The sequence below is a fragment of the Mitsuaria sp. GD03876 genome, from assembly GCF_029840635.1.
Taxonomy (GTDB): Bacteria; Pseudomonadota; Gammaproteobacteria; order Burkholderiales; family Burkholderiaceae_C; genus Roseateles.
Genome location: NZ_JAOCCU010000023.1, coordinates 57,009 through 73,907 on the forward strand (window position 1 = coordinate 57,009; position 16,899 = coordinate 73,907).

19 protein-coding genes are annotated in these 16,899 nt (G+C 70.4%); 13 read left to right on the forward strand and 6 right to left on the reverse strand.

All coding sequences use genetic code 11. From position 1 onward, the window contains the following. Window positions 1-2: 2 nt before the first annotated feature. Window positions 3-761 carry a metallophosphoesterase family protein gene (locus N5D62_RS15760; protein ID WP_279758793.1) on the reverse strand — a complete coding sequence of 253 codons (759 nt, stop codon included), beginning with the start codon at window positions 759-761 and terminating at the stop codon, window positions 3-5. 334 nt (window positions 762-1,095) lie between these two features. Between N5D62_RS15760 and N5D62_RS15765 the strand changes: the two genes are divergently transcribed. Next, window positions 1,096-2,010, forward strand: a complete 915-nt coding sequence (locus N5D62_RS15765; RefSeq protein WP_279758794.1) for a transporter substrate-binding domain-containing protein — start codon at window positions 1,096-1,098, stop codon at window positions 2,008-2,010. 72 nt (window positions 2,011-2,082) lie between these two features. On the opposite strand, the gene argF is transcribed toward N5D62_RS15765, so the two are convergent. Beyond that, entirely contained in the window at window positions 2,083-3,045 is a 963-nt protein-coding gene (gene argF / locus N5D62_RS15770; protein ID WP_279758795.1) for an ornithine carbamoyltransferase, read from the reverse strand. Beyond that, window positions 3,042-4,268 (reverse strand): aspartate aminotransferase family protein, encoded by a 1,227-nt coding sequence (locus N5D62_RS15775; RefSeq protein ID WP_279758796.1) that lies wholly within the window; start codon window positions 4,266-4,268, stop codon window positions 3,042-3,044. The genes argF and N5D62_RS15775 overlap by 4 nt, the downstream gene beginning before the upstream one ends. Window positions 4,269-4,507: 239 nt before the next feature. Here N5D62_RS15775 and N5D62_RS15780 point away from each other — a divergent pair, with 239 nt between their 5' ends. The 3 genes from N5D62_RS15780 (at window position 4,508) to N5D62_RS15790 (ending at window position 6,829) form a co-directional block, all read left to right on the forward strand. Continuing rightward, window positions 4,508-4,843, forward strand: a complete 336-nt coding sequence (locus tag N5D62_RS15780; RefSeq protein WP_279758797.1) for a DUF3579 domain-containing protein — start codon at window positions 4,508-4,510, stop codon at window positions 4,841-4,843. A 127-nt stretch (window positions 4,844-4,970) separates the two neighbouring features. Next, window positions 4,971-6,026, forward strand: a complete 1,056-nt coding sequence (locus N5D62_RS15785) for a M14 family zinc carboxypeptidase (RefSeq protein WP_279758798.1) — start codon at window positions 4,971-4,973, stop codon at window positions 6,024-6,026. Then, window positions 6,023-6,829 (forward strand): alpha/beta hydrolase, encoded by an 807-nt coding sequence (locus tag N5D62_RS15790; protein ID WP_347881817.1) that lies wholly within the window; start codon window positions 6,023-6,025, stop codon window positions 6,827-6,829. Before N5D62_RS15785 ends, N5D62_RS15790 begins: the two co-directional genes overlap by 4 nt. Window positions 6,830-7,019: 190 nt before the next feature. Here the strand turns inward: N5D62_RS15790 and rpsT are convergent, their stop codons facing one another. Further along, a complete protein-coding gene (gene rpsT / locus N5D62_RS15795) occupies window positions 7,020-7,316 on the reverse strand; it encodes a 30S ribosomal protein S20 (RefSeq protein ID WP_067066702.1) in 297 nt (98 codons plus the stop codon). Window positions 7,317-7,453: 137 nt separating this feature from the next. On the opposite strand from rpsT, the gene murJ reads away from it, so the two are divergent. From murJ to N5D62_RS15840, 9 genes are all read left to right on the forward strand, one after another. Next, window positions 7,454-9,025 carry a murein biosynthesis integral membrane protein MurJ gene (murJ, locus tag N5D62_RS15800; protein ID WP_279758799.1) on the forward strand — a complete coding sequence of 524 codons (1,572 nt, stop codon included), beginning with the start codon at window positions 7,454-7,456 and terminating at the stop codon, window positions 9,023-9,025. A gap of 63 nt (window positions 9,026-9,088) precedes the next feature. Beyond that, a complete protein-coding gene (locus N5D62_RS15805; RefSeq protein ID WP_279758800.1) occupies window positions 9,089-9,862 on the forward strand; it encodes a transglutaminase-like domain-containing protein in 774 nt (257 codons plus the stop codon). A gap of 117 nt (window positions 9,863-9,979) precedes the next feature. Next, a complete protein-coding gene (locus N5D62_RS15810) occupies window positions 9,980-10,654 on the forward strand; it encodes a DnaA/Hda family protein (protein WP_279758801.1) in 675 nt (224 codons plus the stop codon). 50 nt (window positions 10,655-10,704) lie between these two features. Then, window positions 10,705-11,373 (forward strand): HAD-IB family hydrolase, encoded by a 669-nt coding sequence (locus tag N5D62_RS15815; protein ID WP_279758802.1) that lies wholly within the window; start codon window positions 10,705-10,707, stop codon window positions 11,371-11,373. Further along, the gene (gene pcnB / locus N5D62_RS15820; RefSeq protein WP_279758803.1) at window positions 11,370-12,995 is read left to right on the forward strand and encodes a polynucleotide adenylyltransferase PcnB; all 1,626 of its coding nucleotides are present in this window, start codon (window positions 11,370-11,372) and stop codon (window positions 12,993-12,995) included. The genes N5D62_RS15815 and pcnB overlap by 4 nt, the downstream gene beginning before the upstream one ends. Continuing rightward, window positions 12,992-13,498 carry a 2-amino-4-hydroxy-6-hydroxymethyldihydropteridine diphosphokinase gene (gene folK / locus N5D62_RS15825; protein WP_279758804.1) on the forward strand — a complete coding sequence of 169 codons (507 nt, stop codon included), beginning with the start codon at window positions 12,992-12,994 and terminating at the stop codon, window positions 13,496-13,498. The genes pcnB and folK overlap by 4 nt, the downstream gene beginning before the upstream one ends. A 41-nt stretch (window positions 13,499-13,539) precedes the next feature. Continuing rightward, window positions 13,540-13,893: a DMT family protein gene (locus N5D62_RS15830; protein ID WP_279758805.1), complete on the forward strand. Its 354-nt coding sequence runs from the start codon at window positions 13,540-13,542 to the stop codon at window positions 13,891-13,893. A 128-nt stretch (window positions 13,894-14,021) separates the two neighbouring features. After that, on the forward strand, window positions 14,022-14,669 hold the full coding sequence (locus N5D62_RS15835; RefSeq protein WP_279758806.1) for a DUF47 domain-containing protein: 648 nt from the start codon (window positions 14,022-14,024) through the stop codon (window positions 14,667-14,669). 23 nt (window positions 14,670-14,692) lie between these two features. Further along, a complete protein-coding gene (locus N5D62_RS15840; RefSeq protein ID WP_279758807.1) occupies window positions 14,693-15,703 on the forward strand; it encodes an inorganic phosphate transporter in 1,011 nt (336 codons plus the stop codon). Between the two features lies 1 nt (window position 15,704). On the opposite strand, the gene N5D62_RS15845 is transcribed toward N5D62_RS15840, so the two are convergent. Together N5D62_RS15845 and N5D62_RS15850 are read right to left on the reverse strand one after the other, a co-directional pair. Next, complete coding sequence (locus N5D62_RS15845) at window positions 15,705-16,178, reverse strand: TM2 domain-containing protein (protein WP_279758808.1); 474 nt, start codon at window positions 16,176-16,178, stop codon at window positions 15,705-15,707. Continuing rightward, on the reverse strand, window positions 16,175-16,768 hold the full coding sequence (locus N5D62_RS15850) for a GNAT family N-acetyltransferase (protein WP_279758809.1): 594 nt from the start codon (window positions 16,766-16,768) through the stop codon (window positions 16,175-16,177). Before N5D62_RS15850 ends, N5D62_RS15845 begins: the two co-directional genes overlap by 4 nt. Between the last annotated feature and the right edge of the window lie 131 nt (window positions 16,769-16,899).

Genomic DNA, 16,899 nt, shown 5'->3' on the forward strand with positions numbered 1-16,899 from the left:
ATTCAGCGGCCGGCGCCCAGGCGCTGCGCGAGCCGGTCGGCCAGCCCGGCGGGCAGGCCCGGCGCGGCGCGCAGGGCGGCGGCGGCGGCCTCGACATCGTAGGGGACGCGCTGGAAGGTGAGTTCCTCGCTGTCGTGGTCGAACAGCGCGTAGGCCGCGGCCGGGTTGCCGTCGCGCGGCTGGCCGCAGGCGCCGGGGATGACCAGCCACTGCCGGTTGGGCAGCAGCGGGATCGGCACGCCGGGCTGCGGCTTGAAGTCGCCCGCCTTGCCGGTGCCCGACAGGTGGTAGAGCATCGGCTCGTGCATGTGGCCGCAGAAGGTGTAGCGGCATTCGGTGGCATGCAGGCTGCGCATCGCCTCCAGCCGGCCCTGGACGTAGGCGAAGCCGGTCGGGTCGAAGGCGTTGGCGTGCACGTACAGGCAGTCGTCCTCTTCCTCGGACATCGGCAGCGAGGCCAGGAAGGCCAGTTGCGCGTCGCTGAGCCGCGCGCGCGTCCAGGCGATGGCGGCGCGGGCGTCCTCGTTCATCGTCGGGCGCGGGCCCTGCGTCACGCCCAGGTCGTGGTTGCCGGCCACCACGATGGCGCCGTCCTCGCGCAGCGCGCGGACCTGGTCGACGACCCAGCCCGGATCGCTGCCGTAGCCGACGTAGTCCCCGAGCAGCGCGAAGTGTCCGGCGCCCTGCCGCCGGGCGTGGTCGATGACGGCCTCGAACGCCTGGCGGTTGGCGTGCAGGTCGGAGATCAGAGCGGTTTTCATGAGAACGGCAAGGATGCCATGCGCGGCTGACGTCTGGCTTGGCGTGCGCGCGACGGCCATGACGCCGGTGCGCACATCGGGTGGCACGGAGGGCGCCGCGCACACGGGCAGCGTTCGTGGGGCGGCGCTCATTGGAGCGCATTCCGGCGCGGCGGGCTTCCCCGAGGCGAGGGTCTCCCCCTCCGGATGGGCGATGGACAGCGGCGGACGCGGGTTTCACGCGTTGCCGCCGCGCGCGGCTTTGCTACGCTGGCCCAGGACTCGGCGCGCGGGCGGCGAGGCGGGCGCCCCGGCGCCTGCCGGTCGCCGGCGCGGCGTCACGGGGGACAACAAGATGGCGACGTTGGAATTCGGGCGGCCGGCCCGGGGCGTGCGGGACGGCACGCCGGCGATCGATCGTTGGGCGCGCGCCTGCGGGCGGGCCGGCCGGCGGCTGGCCGCGGCCGTGGTGGCGCTGGGCGCGCTGGGTGCGCTGGCATCGGCGCCTGCCTGGGCCGACTGCACACGGCCGATCCGGGTGCCGGTGGCGCCGGTGGGGATGAGCGTCGCGGTCACCGGCGGCGAGGTCGGCGGCGTCTTCCCGGAGGTGCTGCGCAAGGTCGGGGCCGAGACCGGCTGCCAATTCGATTTCATCGTCGTGCCGCGGGCGCGGGTCGAGGCGATGTTCGCCAGCGGCGGCGGCGACCTGCTGCTGCCGGCCACGCGCACTTCGCCGCGCGACGCGCATGGCGACTTCGTGCCGATGATGAAGGCGCGGGCGATGCTGATCTCGCTGGCCTCGGACCGCGCGCCGGTCGAGAGCCTGGCCGACCTGGCCGAACGCCGCGAGCTGCGCGTGGTGGTGGTGCGCGGCTTCGACTACGGCGAGGCCTACCAGCAACTGCTCAGGACGCTGAAGGCGCAGCGGCGGCTGGTGGTCGAGGCCGACCCGGCGGCGGTGGTGCGGTCGCTGGAGCGCAGCCTGGCGGACGTGACGGTGATGGCGCCGTCGATCCTGGCCGGGACGCTGGTGCAGGACGCGCGGACGCGTCCGTTGCTGGACCGGCTGCGGCTGGAGTCGATCGCGGAGCTGGGCTGGGGCGACAGCGGCATCTACCTGTCGCGCCACCTGTCGGCCAAGGACCGCGAGCTGATCGGCGACGCGCTCGAGCGCAACGCGCGCTCCGGCGCGATGTGGCGCGCGGTGCAGAAGCACTATCCGGCCGGGTCCTATGAAGAGGGGCTGAAGCCGCTGCCGGCGGCGAAGTAGGCTGGCGCGGGCATGAAAAAGGCCCGCGCATGGCGGGCCCTGTGTCGCGCGGCGCCTGACGGCGCCATGGCCTCAGCCGATGCGCCCCAGCAGCAGGTACTCCATCAGCGCCTTCTGCACGTGCATGCGGTTCTCGGCCTCGTCCCACACCACCGACTGCGGACCGTCGATCACCTCGGCGGCGACCTCCTCGCCGCGATGCGCCGGCAGGCAGTGCATGAACAGCGCGTCCGGCTTGGCCACGGCCATCATGGCCGCGTCGACGCACCAGTCCGCGAACGCCGCGCGACGCGCCTCGTTCTCGGCCTCGTAGCCCATGCTCGTCCAGACGTCCGTCGTCACCAGGTCGGCGCCGCGGCAGGCTTCCTTCGGGTCCTGGAAGACCTTGTAGCAGCGCGTGTCCTTGATGCCGGCCACCGCCGGGTCGATCTCGTAGCCGCTGGGCGTGCTGACGTGCACCGTGAAGCCGAGGATCTCCGCGGCCTGCAGCCAGGTGTTGGCCATGTTGTTGCCGTCGCCCACCCAGGCCACCACGCGTCCCTTCAGGCAGTCCATGTCGATCGCGCCGCGGCGGTCCATGCCGCGCTGCTCGATGAACGTGAACAGGTCCGCCAGGATCTGGCACGGGTGGTACTCGTTGGTCAGCCCGTTGATCACCGGCACCCGCGAGTGCGCCGCGAAGCGCTCCAGCTTGGTCTGCTCGTAGGTCCGGATCATCACGATGTCGACCATGCGGCTGATCACGCGCGCGCTGTCCTCGATCGGCTCGGCGCGGCCCAACTGGCTGTCGCCGGTGGTCAGGTGCACCACCGAGCCGCCCATCTGGTACATGCCCGCCTCGAAGCTGACCCGCGTGCGGGTCGAGGCCTTCTCGAAGATCATCGCCAGCGTGCGGTCCTGCAGCGGCTGGTACTTCTCGTAGTTCTTGAAGCGCCGCTTGATCGTCGACGCCCGTTCGAACAGGTGGCCGTACTCCTCCGCGCGCAGGTCCTTGAACTGCAGGTAGTGACGCATCAGCGTGTCCCCCGGCTTCATGGCGCGGCGGCCGGCGACTCGGCCAGGAAGGCCTTGACCAGCGGCACCAGGCGCGCGGCGATCTCGGCGGCCTCGGCGCTGGTCAGGATCAGCGGCGGCACCAGGCGGATGACCTTGTCGGCGGTCACGCTCAGCAGCAGGCCCGCGTCCATCGCGCGCGTCAGCAGCACGCCGCAGGGGCGGTCCAGCTCGATGCCCAGCATCAGGCCCTGGCCGCGCACCTCGACCAGGCCGGCCACGCCGGCCAGGCCGTGCTCGATCGCCGCCTTCAGCTCGGCGCCGACGGTGGCGGCGCTGGCCAGCAGGCCGTCGTCCTCCATCACCGCCAGCGTCTCCACGCCGGCGCGCATCGCCAGCGGGTTGCCGCCGAAGGTCGTGCCGTGGTTGCCCGGCCCGAAGACCTTGGCGGCGCGGTCGCCGCAGACCACCGCGCCGATCGGCACGCCCGAGCCCAGGCCCTTGGCCAGCGGCATCACGTCGGGCACGATGCCGGCCCACTGGTGCGCGAACCACTTGCCGGTGCGGCCGATGCCGCACTGCACCTCGTCCAGCATCAGCAGCAGGTCATGCTCGTCGCAGAGCTTGCGCAGGTCCTTCAGGAAGTCGACGCGGGCCGGGTTGATGCCGCCTTCGCCCTGGATCGTCTCCAGGAAGATCGCGGTCACGCCGGGGTTGTCGGCCAGTGCCTTGCGCAGCGCCTCGACGTCGTTCAGCGGCACGCGGACGAACCCCGGCACCAGCGGGCCGAAGCCGGCCTGCACCTTCGGGTTGCCGGTGGCCGACAGCGTCGCGATCGAGCGACCGTGGAAGGCCTTCTCGAACACGATCACCTTCGGGTCGTGGTTGCCGCGGTCATGGCCGAACTTGCGGGCGATCTTGAGCGCCGCCTCGTTCGCTTCCAGGCCGGAGTTGCAGAAGAAGACGTTGGTCAGGCCGGAGAGCGCGCAGAGCTTGGCCGCGAGCTGCTCCTGCAGCGGGACGTGGTAGTAGTTGCTGGTGTGGATCAGCTTGCCCACCTGGTCCCGCAACGCCGCCACCAGCCTCGGATGGTTGTGTCCGAGCGTGTTGACGGCGATCCCGCCCAGGCCGTCCAGGTATCGTCGGCCGGCCGTGTCCCACACCCAGGCGCCTTCGCCGTGCGACAGGGCGATCGGCAGGCGGCCGTAGGTTTGCATCACATGGGGTTCGGTCGGGGCGGCGAACGAGGAGTCCGAGGCGTTCATCAAGTCTCCGAATGCAGTGGAGGGTGGGGGAGAAATCCCGGTCCGGACGGGGCCTGGACCAGGGCTTGGGGGAGAGCGGCGAATTCTACGGGCCGACCCTGGCGGGCGAGGAGATTCCTCCTGGACAGCGACGGCAGCGCGGCTGACCAGCGGGCGAGCAGCATGTCCCCGCGTGCTGCGCCGCAACACATCCAAGGCACAATAGCGGTTTTGCCGGGACGCGTGAGACCGAGTAGCCAATGACTGAGCAGCCCAAGCCGCGAGAAGTGTTCATCCAGGGGATCACCACGGATGGCCGCACCTTCCGCCCGAGCGACTGGGCCGAGCGACTGGCTGGTGCGATGTCCTGCTTTCGGCCCGGCGGCACCCGCAGCGGCCGCGACGCCTACCTCGGTTACTCCCCCTACTGCGTGCCGCGCGTCATCGACGGCATCAAGTGCGTCATCGTCAACGAGGCGCTGAAGTCCGTGGAGCCGATGGCCTGGGACTTCGTCATGAACTTCGCCCGCGACAACAAGCTGCAGGTCGTCGACGCCTGCCTGCTGCCCGACGGCCGCGAATCCGGCAAGGCCTGAGCCTCCGCCCCCTCCGCGACTCCCCTGAACCGGCGGGTCTTCCTGGTCCGATCGGGCCATCGCCTTGCGCCGTCGGCGCGCCTAGCCTTGCGGGTTCGCTTCGACATCCTGTTCAGGCCGCCGGACCATGGCCGTCTTCACCGCCCACGCGGCCCCGCGGGCCGCGGCCGTCCTGCCGGAAGTGCAGGAGCTGCTGCGCCTGATCGACCAGGCCGGACCGCTGGTCCGCGCCCGCGAGCTGGCCAGCGTCGACACCGGGCGGGGTGAACTGCCGGTCATCGGCGTGACGCTGGGCAACCCCGATCCCGCCACGCCCGCGCTGGGGTTCATCGGCGGCGTCCATGGGCTGGAGCGCATCGGCGCGCAGGTGGTGCTGGCCTACCTGGGCAGCCTGGTGCGCCGGCTGCGCTGGGACCTCAGCCTGCATCAGCAGCTCGAGTCGCTGCGCCTGGTGTTCCTGCCGGTGGTCAATCCCGGCGGCGTGTGGGCGGGATCCCGGTCGAATCCGCAAGGCGTGGACCTGATGCGCAACGCGCCGCAGGATGCCGAGCACGGCGTGCCGTTCCTGATCGGCGGCCATCGGCTGACGCGCCGACTGCCGTACTTCCGCGGCCCGGCCGGTGCGCCGATGCAGGTGGAAAGCGAGGCGCTGTGCCGCTTCGTCCGCGAGGAGCTGCTGGGCCGGCCGGTGTCGCTGGTCATCGACTTCCACAGCGGCTTCGGGCTGCGCGACCGGATCTGGTTTCCGTACGCGCGCAGCCGCCGGCCGATGCGGCACCTGGCGGAGGTGCATGCGCTGTGCGAGGTTCTCGACCAATGCCTGTCGCCGCATCCGTACGTGATGGAGCCGCAGAGCCAGCACTACCTGACGCATGGCGACCTCTGGGACCACCTCTACGACGAGTCCCTCACCCTCGATCAGGGGATCTTCCTGCCGATGACGCTCGAAATGGGGTCATGGCTGTGGGTCAAGAAAAATCCGCGCCAGCTACTCTCCCGGCACGGCATGTTCAACCCGCTGATCGAGCATCGACGCCAGCGGGTGCTGAGACGGCACATGGCTTGGATGGATTTCATGACTCGCGCGACGCAGAGCGCGTTCCGGTGGCTGCCGGGGCCGGAAACACGACTTGATCACGGGGAGCAGGCGTTGATTCGCTGGTATCGGAGGAGTGTCCGATGAGCGTGCACACCTGGGTGCTGCTGCGCGGGCTGACCCGCGAGAGCGCCCATTGGGGCGATTTCCCCACCCGCCTGTTGCGGGCGTTGCGCGTGCAGCAGCCGGAGGCCCGGCTGGAGCTGCTCGACCTGCCCGGCAATGGCGACAAGCACCATCAGAGCAGCCCCACGCACGTGGACGCGATGATGGAGGAATGCCGGGCCGAACTGCGCCGCCGCGGCGTGCCGCCGCCGTACCAGGTGCTGGCGATGTCGTTGGGCGCGATGGTCGCCAGCGAGTGGGCGGCGCGCCATCCGGCGGAGCTCGATGCGGTGGTGTTGATCAACACCAGCCTGCGGCCGTTCAGCGCGTTCTTCCGCCGCTTGCGGCCATCGAACTACTGGTCCCTGCTGCTGCTGAGCCTGACGCGGCTGAGCCTGCGCCGGCGCGAGGCCAAGGTGCTGGAGATGACGACCCGGCTGCAGCGGCAGCCGGACCAGGTGATCGACGATTGGGTGTCCATCCAGCGCCGGCATCCGGTGAGGCGCCGCAACGCGCTGAGGCAGTTGTTGGCCGCCGCGCGTTACCGCGCGAGCCTGGCCAAGCCCGAGCCTCCGATGCTGCTGCTGTGCAGCCAGGGCGACGCGCTGGTGGACTGGCGTTGTTCGCAGGCCATCAGCCGCGCCTGGGGCGCGCCGCTGCGGCTGCACAAGCATGCCGGACACGACCTGCCCCTGGACGATGGGGACTGGGTGGCGCGCAACGTCGTGGATTGGCTCCACGTGCGCGAGGTGGTGGGTCAGATCACCACGCCGATCCCGCTCTAGAGACGCCGGGCCTGCCGTGTCGAGCGGTTTCGGGTTGGGATGCGCAGCTAGGCGCGAACCGGAGCCATAGCGGGGCTATGGCGAGGATTCGGAACGACGCTGAGCGCCCAACCCGAAAGCGCTCGGCGCGGCGGGAATGAAAAAGCCCGCCGAAGCGGGCTTGTTCGTGCACCAGAGCTGGATTTGGCTATCAGGCGGCCAGCGCCTTGATCTTGGCGGACAGGCGGCTCTTGTGGCGAGCAGCCTTGTTCTTGTGGAAGATGCCCTTGTCGGCGACGGAGTCGATGACGGGCTGGGCGGTCTTGAACAGGTCGGCGGCCTTGGCCTTGTCACCCGTGACGATCGCCTTTTGCACGTTCTTGATGACCGTGCGGAACTTCGAACGCAGCGCCGAGTTGGCGGCGTTCAGCTTGACGTCTTGACGTGCGCGCTTGCGGCCCGAGGCCAGACGCACGGTTTTCTTCTTGGCTTTGGAAGAGCTTGCCATTGTCTTATGGGTCCAGTTGGTGCAAAGACGGCGAGTATAGCAGGCAGGAATCGAAAAACCAAATCCGAGGTATTGCGAAACGCCCGGGCACCCATAATGCGCGGTCGCCCGCGGGGCGCCGTCTCACTGTCCGCTGAATGAATCTGCTGCGCACTGCCTCCCTGGTCTCGGTTTTCACGCTGCTGTCCCGCATCACCGGGCTGGTCCGCGAGCAGATGGTGGCCGCGCTGTTCGGCGCCAACGCGATGACGGACGCCTACAACGTGGCGTTCCGCATTCCCAACATGCTGCGGCGGCTGTTCGCCGAGGGCGCGTTCGCGCAGGCCTTCGTGCCGGCGCTGGCGGCCTCGCGCGCCCGGGACGGCGACGACGCCACCCGCACCCTGATCGACGCCGTCGCCACCGTGCTGCTGTGGGCGCTGCTGGCGACCTGCGCGATCGGCGTGGTCGGCGCGCCGGTGCTGGTGTGGGCGCTGGGCGCGGGCCTGTCCCGCGACGCGCATGACGCCGCCGTCGTGATGACGCGCTGGATGTTCCCCTACATCGGCTTCATGTCGCTGGTGGCGCTGTCGGCCGGCATCCTCAACACCTGGAAGCGCTTCATCGTGCCGGCGGTCACGCCGGTGCTGCTGAACCTGTCCTCGATCGCGGCCGGCTACGGGCTCACGCCGCTGCTGGCGCGGCACGGCTACGAGCCGATCTACTCGCTGGCCGTGGGCGTGATGGTCGGCGGCGTGCTGCAGCTCGCGGTGCAGGTGCCGGCGCTGCTCAAGCTCGGCCTGATGCCGCGTTTCTCGCTGGGCTGGGCGGGGCTGCGCCGCGCCTGGGCGGACGAGGGCGTGCGCCAGGTGCTGCGCAAGATGGGGCCCGCGCTGCTGGGCGTGGGCGTCGCGCAGCTGTCGCTGCTGATCAACACGCAGATCGCGATCGCGGTGGGCGAGGGCGCCGCGTCCTGGCTGACCTATGCCGACCGGCTGATGGAATTCCCCACCGCGCTGCTGGGCGTGGCGCTGGGCGTCGTGCTGACGCCGCAGCTCTCGGCCAGCCAGGCCAAGGGCGACATGGCGCAGTACTCCGGCCTGCTCGACTGGGGCCTGCGCCTGACGCTGCTGCTGGCGCTGCCCTGCGCGGTCGCGCTGCTGGTGTTCGCCGAGCCGCTGGTGGCCGTGCTCTACCAGCGCGGCGCCTTCACCGCGGCGGACGTCGCCAACACCGCGCGCGCGGTGATGGGCTACGGGCTGGGCCTGATGGGCCTGGTCGCCATCAAGGTGCTGGCGCCCGGCTTCTACGCGCGCCAGGACACCCGCACGCCGGTGCGCATCGCCGTCGGCGTGCTGGTGCTGACGCAGCTGTTCAACGCGGTGTTCGTCTTCGGCCTGAAGATCGGCGTGGCCGGGCTGGCGCTGTCGATCGGCCTGGGCGCGGTGGTCAACGCGTTGCTGCTGCTGCGCGGGCTGCGCCGGCTCGGCAGCTACGTGCCCGAGGCGGGCTGGCCGCTGTTCCTGCTGCGCGTGGCGATCGCCAGCGCGGCGATGGGCGCGCTGCAGTGGTGGCTGGCCGGCCATGTCGCCTGGGTCGGCAAGGGGGCGCATTTCGAACTGGCGCGCGCCGGTTGGATGGCCCTGAGCCTGGGCGGCTCGGCGGTGCTGTACTTCGGCCTGCTGCTGGCGCTGGGCGTGAAGCCGCGCCAGTTCGCGCGCCGCGCGTGATGCCCGCGCGCGGCCCGTGCCGCCCGCGCGGCCGCGTCGCGGGGCAGGCGTAGACTCGGGCGCATGAGTTCACCCCTGCAGTGGACGGTGCCGTCGGCGCTGGACTATTTCTCGACGCTGGTTGCCGACGACGACACGCTGAACCTGGCCGAGGCCGCCACCGCGATCGCGCTGGACGACGTGCCCCGCCTGGACGTGCAGCAGGTGATGGCGGAACTGGACCGCCTGGGCGAACGGCTGCGGCAGCGCCTGCCGGCCGACGCGCCGCCCAGCCACCGGCTGCGCATGCTCAACCAGTACTTCCATGGCGAGCTCGGCTTCGCCGGCAACGTCAACGACTACTACGCGGTCGGCAACAGCTACCTCCACCAGGTGCTGGCGACGCGGCGCGGCATCCCGATCTCGCTGGCGATCATCTACATGGAGCTGGCCACGCATGTGGGGCTGCGGGTCAAGGGCGTCAGCTTTCCCGGCCACTTCCTGATGAAGCTGCGGCTGCCGCAGGGCGAGGTCGTGCTCGATCCGTTCAGCGGGCGGTCGCTGGGGCGCGGCGAGCTCGACGAGTTCCTCAGCCCCTGGCGCGAGCGCGCCGGCCTGATGCCTGAGGAGCCGATGTCGCTGGACGCCTTCCTGGGCACCGCGTCGCCGCGCCAGATCCTGGCGCGCATGCTGCGCAACCTCAAGCAGATCCACATGGACCAGCAGGACCTGCCGCGCCTGCTGGCCGTGCAGCGCAAGCTGGTGGCGCTGTTGCCGCAGGACCGCGCCGAGCAGCTCGAGCTCGACCAGTTTCTCCAGCAGATGGGCGACCACAAGAACGGCCCCACCCTCCATTGAGCGGGCCTCCGCGCGGCCGGCGGCGCGTCAACGGGCGGTCGCGGGGGAGGGGTGTCCCCTCGAGCCGCTTAGAATTGCCCCTCTTCGTGGGGTCTCCCCCTCCAACGCTGAAGTGGTTTGAAGCAGATCCCGCTGTCGCTCGGTCCCGAGCCCGACTACACCTTTGACACGCTCCTCACCGGTGCCAACACCGCGGCCCTCACGCACGTGCTGGGGCTGGGCGCGGGCTCGCCGCCGGTGTTCCTGTGGGGCCCCGCCGGCAGCGGCAAGACGCACCTGCTGCGGGCGCTGGCGCAGCACTGGCAGCACGCTGGCGCGCAGGTCGGCTGGTACGACGCCGACACCCCGCTGCCCTGGGAACTGCCCACCCACCCCAGCCTGCTGCTGCTCGACGACACCCAGCGCTTCGACCCGGGCCAGCAGCACGCGGCCTTCGCGCTGTTCGTCGAGGCCGCCACGCTGGGCCTGGCCGTCGTCTCGACCGGCACCGCGCCGCCCGTGGACCTCGAATTGCGCGAGGACCTGCGCACCCGGCTCGGCTGGGGCCCGACCTTCGCGCTGCAGCCGCTGTCCGAGGGCGAGGTCCGCGCGGTCCTGCGCCGCGAGGCCGACCGCCGCGGCATCGCGCTGGCCGACGACGTGATCGACTACCTGCTCAACCGCTACGCCCGCGACCTCAAGCACCTGATGACGCTGCTGGACGGGCTGGACGAATTCGCGATGGCCAGCAAGCGGGCCGTCACCGTGCCGCTGCTGCGGCAGATGCTCGCGGACCAGGGGGCGCTCGCCTGACGAGTCGCCGCCGGCCGCACCGATTTCACGCTTTTTCAAGGACTCTCGACGTGGACCTGACCCTGTTCGACCTCGACGGCACGCTGATCCCGCAGGACTCGGATCACGCCTTCGGCGCCTACATGGTGGAGATCGGCTGGGCCGACGGCGCCGCCTGGGCCGCGCGCAACGACGAGTTCTACGCCCAGTACCAGCGCGGCGAGCTCGACCTGGACGAGTACGTCGAGTTCGCCACCTCCGTCTGGCGCGCCCGCCCGCTGGCCGAGGCCGAGGCCGCGCGCGAGACCTTCATGGGCCGGATCGTCGGGCCGATGTTGCGCGACAATGCGCGCGCCCTGGTGCAACGCCACCTCGACGCCGGGGACCTGGTGGCCGTCGTGACGGCGACCAACGAGTTCGTGACCGCGCCGATCGCCAAGGCCTTCGGCGTCGAGCACCTGATCGCGGTGGAGCTGGAGCGCGATGCGGCGGGCGCCTTCACCGGGCGCGTGCGCGGGACCCCGTCCTTCCAGGCGGGCAAGATCGTGCGCGTGACCGACTGGCTGGCGGCCCAGGGCCGGCGCTGGGAAGATTTCGAGCGCGTGCATTTCTATAGCGACTCGATGAACGACCTGCCCATGCTGGAGCGGGTCAGCCATCCGGTGGCGACCAATCCCACCGCGGCCCTCGAGACGCTGGCGCGCGAGCGCGGCTGGCCGATATTGAAGCTCTTCGAATGATTAAAAAACTGATCAACAAGCTGTTGGGCAAGCCCGAAGGGACCGCCACGCCGCTGGGCAAGCGGATGGAGATCGCCGCGGAGGAACACCGCATCGACCCGGCCCTGCTGGACGAGCGCGGCGTCAAGGTCGTCAAGGGCCTGACCGACGCGGGCTACGAGGCCTTCATCGTCGGCGGCGCCGTGCGCGACCTGCTGCTGGGCCGCAGACCGAAGGACTTCGACGTCGCCACCGACGCCACGCCGGAACAGGTCAAGAACCAGTTCCGCCGCGCCTTCATCATCGGCCGGCGCTTCCGCATCGTGCACGTGGTGTACGGCCGCGGCCGCGAGCACGAGGTGATCGAGGTCTCGACCTTCCGCGCGCTGCTCAAGGAAGACGACGCCGAGCAGGTGCAGGGCAACGAGAAGACGTCCAAGGGCGCGCTGGAAGGCAAGTCGCACGTCGTGGACGCCTCCGGCCGCGTGCTGCGCGACAACGTCTGGGGCCCGCAGATCGAGGACGCCGCGCGCCGCGACTTCACCGTCAACGCGATGTACTACAACCCGGAGCGCGAGCTGGTCGTGGACTACCACGGCGGCCTGGCCGACGCCCGCAAGAAGGTGCTGCGGATGATCGGCGACCCCGAGACCCGCTACCGCGAGGACCCGGTCCGCATCCTGCGCGCGGTGCGCTTCGCCGCGAAGCTGGGCTTCACGATCGAACCCAAGACCCGCGCGCCGATCGCCGCGATGGCGCCGCTGCTGGCGAACGTCCCGCTGTCGCGGATGTTCGACGAGATGATCAAGCTGCTGCAGACCGGCCATGCGCTGGCCAGCATCGACGAGCTGCGCAAGCAGGGCCTGGCCCGCGGCGTGTTCCCGATCCTGGACGCGGTGCTCGACAAGGACGGCGCGTTGCCCGACAACGTGCACGGCAAGTTCGTCCGGCTGGCGCTGGAGGACACCGACAAGCGGGTGGCCGAGGGCCGTTCGGTGGCGCCGAGCTTCATGCTCGCCTGCATGCTGTGGGGCGAGGTCCAGCAGCGCTGGAAGCGCCTGGTCGACGGCGGCGAGGGCGCGGTCCCGGCGCTGCAGCAGGCGATCGACCTGGTCTTCGACGCGCGCGTGGGCGACATCTCCGGCCGCGGCAAGCTCGCCGCCGACATGCGCGAGATCTGGATGATGCAGCCGCGCTTCGAGCGCCGCACCGGCAGCGGTCCGCACCGCCTGATCGAGCAGCCGCGCTACCGCGCCGGCTTCGACTTCCTGGCGCTGCGCGCCGAGGCGGGCGAGATCGATCCGGCGCTGGCCGACTGGTGGGAGGACTTCGCGCTGGGCACCGAGGACGAACGCCGCGCCCTGCTGGACCTGGCGCGCGAGACGCAGCGCCAGGGCGGCCCGCGCAGCAAGCCCAAGGCGGGCGGCGGGCGCGTGCACTCGGTGCCGCGCGGCTCGGTGCAGCACGACCCCCGGCCGTTGCCGGTCGCCGGTGAATCGGCCGCGGCGCTGCCGATCGATCCGGACGCGCTCGACGGGGAGGGCGGCGCGCCCAATCCGGCCAAGAAGCGCCGTCGCCGCCGCAAGCCCAAGGCGGCCGGCGAGGCGGGCGGCGCGCCGCAAGCGCCTTCCTCCGACGAATGATCTCGGCCCACGTCGGCCTGGGCGCCAACCTCGGCGACCTGCGGCGCACGCTGGAAGCGGCGCTGGCCGACCTCGCCGACGTGCCCGACCTGCGGCTCGAGGCCGTCTCCAGCGCCTGGCGCAGCGCGCCGGTCGGCTGCGAGGGGCCCGACTACCTGAACGCGGTCGCGCGCGTGCGCACCGGGCTGCCGCCGTTGACGCTGCTGGCGGCGCTGCAGGCGATCGAGCTGCGCCACGGTCGCGAGCGGCCCTACGTGAACGCGCCTCGCACGCTCGACCTGGACCTGTTGCTGTACGGCGACCAGGCCATCGACCTGGACCGGCTGACGGTGCCGCATCCGCGGCTGCACCAGCGCGCCTTCGTGCTGCGGCCGCTGCTGGAGCTGGATCCGGCGCTCGCCGCGCCGGGGCTGGGTCCGCTGGCCGATCACCTCGGGGCCGTCGCCGGCCAGGCGATCGAGCGCGAGCCGGCGCCGCTGCGGCTTGCGCGCGGACCGTCCTGACACTCCCCCCCACCCACGACCCACCTTCACGGGAGCCGCCCATGTTCGCAACCGCCGCCGGCTGGCAGACGGTCCTGCTGCTGACCTTGTCCAACGTCTTCATGACCTTCGCGTGGTACGGCCACCTGAAGGACCTGGCCGCGCGGCCGTGGTACGTGGCGGCGCTGATCAGCTGGGGCATCGCGCTGTTCGAGTACCTGCTGCAGGTGCCGGCCAACCGCATCGGCTACCAGGGCGGCTTCTCGCTGGCGCAGCTCAAGATCACCCAGGAGGTGATCACGCTGGCGGTGTTCGTGCCGTTCTCGATGTTCTTCATGAACCAGCCGTTCAAGACCGACTACATCTGGGCCGGCCTGTGCCTGCTCGGCGCGGTGTACTTCATCTTCCGCGGCTGATCGCGCACGCGGGGAAGGCCGGGATGGCCCTTTCGGGCCATGGGCCGCTACACTCGCGGGTTTTCCGTGACACGGAAATGAACCTTTTGTGACGGTCCGGCGTGGATCGCACGGCGCGGAGCCTCCCCATGTTTTTCGGCAAGCTGCTGCCCCGAGAGGGCAACTTTTTTGAACTGTTCAATGAGCACGGCGCGCAGATCGTCGAAGGCGCGCGCGCCTTCATGCTCATGATCCAGAACTACAACGACCTGACGCTGCGCGAGAAGTACGCCGCCGAGGTCGACCGGGCCGAGCACCACGCCGACCGCGTCACCGCCGAGGTCAACCGCCTGCTGCACCGCACCTTCATCACGCCGATCGACCGCGAGCAGATCCACGGCCTGATCAACGCGATGGACGACATCCTGGACCTGCTGCAGGACTCCACCGAGACGATGCAGCTGTACGACGTGCGCTCCATCCCCGAGGAGGTGCTGCGCCTGGGCGAGCTGTCCGCCAAGTGCTGCGAGCGCGTCAAGCACGCCGTCACGCTGCTGCCCAAGCTGAGCGTGCCGCAGACCGCCGAGGCCGCCATCAAGGCCTGCGAGGAGATCGACAAGCTCGAGTCCGACGCCGACCGCGTGATGCGCGCGGCCATGTCCAAGCTGTTCCGCGAACAGGAGGACGTGCGCGAGCTCATCAAGCTCAAGGCGATCTACGAGCAGCTGGAATCGATCTCCGACCGCTGCGAGGACGTCGCCAACCTGATCGAGGGCATCGTCCTCGAGAACTCCTGAACCGCTGAGCAGGAGCGTCTCCGATGGGAACGATGCAGGTGGCCTTCTGGGTCGTGGCCATGCTGGTGGTGCTGGCCGTCGCGTTCGACTTCATGAACGGCTTCCACGACGCGGCCAACTCGATCGCGACGGTCGTCTCGACCGGCGTGCTCAAGCCGCAGCAGGCCGTGCTGTTCGCGGCCTTCTTCAACGTGATCGCGGTGCTGTTCTTCGAGCTGAAGGTGGCGGCCACGATCGGCAAGGGATCGATCGACGCGAGCATCGTCGATCACCATGTGATCTTCGGCGCGCTGATCGGCGCGATCGCCTGGAACGTCATCACCTGGTTCTACGGCATCCCGTCGAGCTCGTCGCACGCGCTGATCGGCGGCCTGGTGGGCGCGGCCATCGCCAAGGCGGGCACCAAGGGCCTGATCATGAGCGGCATCGGCAAGACGGTGCTGTTCATCTTCGTGTCGCCGCTGCTGGGATTCCTGCTGGGCTCGCTGCTGATGGTGGCGGTGGCCTGGCTGTTCCGCCGCAGCTCGCCGCTGCGGGTGGACAACTGGTTCCGGCGGCTGCAGCTGGTCTCGGCCGGCCTGTACAGCCTGGGCCACGGCGGCAACGACGCGCAGAAGACCATCGGCCTGATCTGGATGCTGCTGATCGCCTCGGGCTACGCCGGCGCCGGCGAGCATTCGCCGCCGACCTGGGTGATCGTCGTGTGCTACCTGGCGATCGGCCTGGGCACGATGTTCGGCGGCTGGCGCATCGTCCGCACGATGGGGCAGAAGATCACCAAGCTCAAGCCGGTCGGCGGCTTCTGCGCCGAGACCGGCGGCGCCATCACGCTGTTCCTGGCGACGGCGCTGGGCATCCCGGTGTCGACGACGCACACGATCACCGGCGCCATCGTCGGCGTGGGCTCGACGCAGCGCGCATCGTCGGTGCGCTGGGGCGTCGCGGGCAACATCGTCTGGGCCTGGATCTTCACGATCCCGGCGTCGGCCTTCATCGCCGGGTTGTTCTACTGGATCAGCTTCACGCTGTTCTGAGCTACTGGCTGATCTCGCGCGCCGCTTCGACCTGCGATTCGAAGTAGCGCTGCGCCGAGAACGCGATCGTCGCCATCAGGCAGGCGCCGCCCACCATCAGGCAGGCGATCACGCCCAGGATCGGCAGCCAGCCGGTGCGCCGCGCGGGCTGACCCGGGTTGAAGCGCTCGGCCCAGCGCTCGTCGGGCATCAGCCCGTAGACGATGCCCGCCAGCATGCTCTGCGCCAGCATCAGGCCCAGCAACGGGATCAGGATCCAGGCGGCGACGTCGTCCTGGCCCAGCGTGTCCATCCGGTGGATGCCGTACAGGCCAAGCAGCGTGGGCAACGGATGCAGCCAGGCGAGCCGGTCCGCGAATCCGTGCAGATAGAAGCGATGCGCCCCGAAGCTGCCGAGCGCGAAGCTCAGCCAGGTGGCGACGGTCTTGGACTTGTGTTCCACCGCGCCGCCGGCGCCCGGGGCCGCGGCGCTCATGCGGCGGGCGTGGCGGCCGGCGCGGGGGCGGCGGCCGAGGCGCCGGTGGGCGAACTGGTGTCGCCCTGGCCCAGTTGGCGCTGCATCATGACGACGTCCAGCCACTTGCCGAACTTCCAGCCGGCGGACTTCATCACGCCGACATCCTCGAAGCCCAGCGCGCGATGCACGCCGATCGAGCCGGCGTTCTGCGAATCGCCGATCACCGCCACCATCTGGCGCGCGCCGGCGGCCTCGCAGCGGGCGATCAGTTCCGCCAGCAGCAGCCGGCCGGCGCCCTGGCCCTGCGCCTGCGGGGCGAGGTAGATCGAGTCCTCGACGAAGTAGCGATACGCCAGGCGAGGGCGGAAATAGTTGGCATAGGCGAAGCCGAGCACCTGGCCGTCACGCTCCGCGACCAGGTAGGGCAGGCTGCGGCTGAGCACCTCGGTGCGGCGGCGGGCCATCTCGGCGCGGTCGGGCACATCGGTCTCGAAGGTGCCGGTGCCGTGCAGCACCGCGTGTTCGTAGATCTGCTGGATCGCGGCGATATCGCCTTCCAGGCTGGGGCGGATCAGGAGGGGGGCGGAACTGCTGGTGGTCGTCGTCATTGGGGGAGGAGGACAAAGCGTCAGGAGCGAGTTTATAATGCCCGGTTTTGGCGCTGGCCCCTGGGTGTGGCTGTCATGCTTCGAAGCTTCCTGATCCGGAGCTTCCGGGGCGATGGACGGACCAGGGGCGT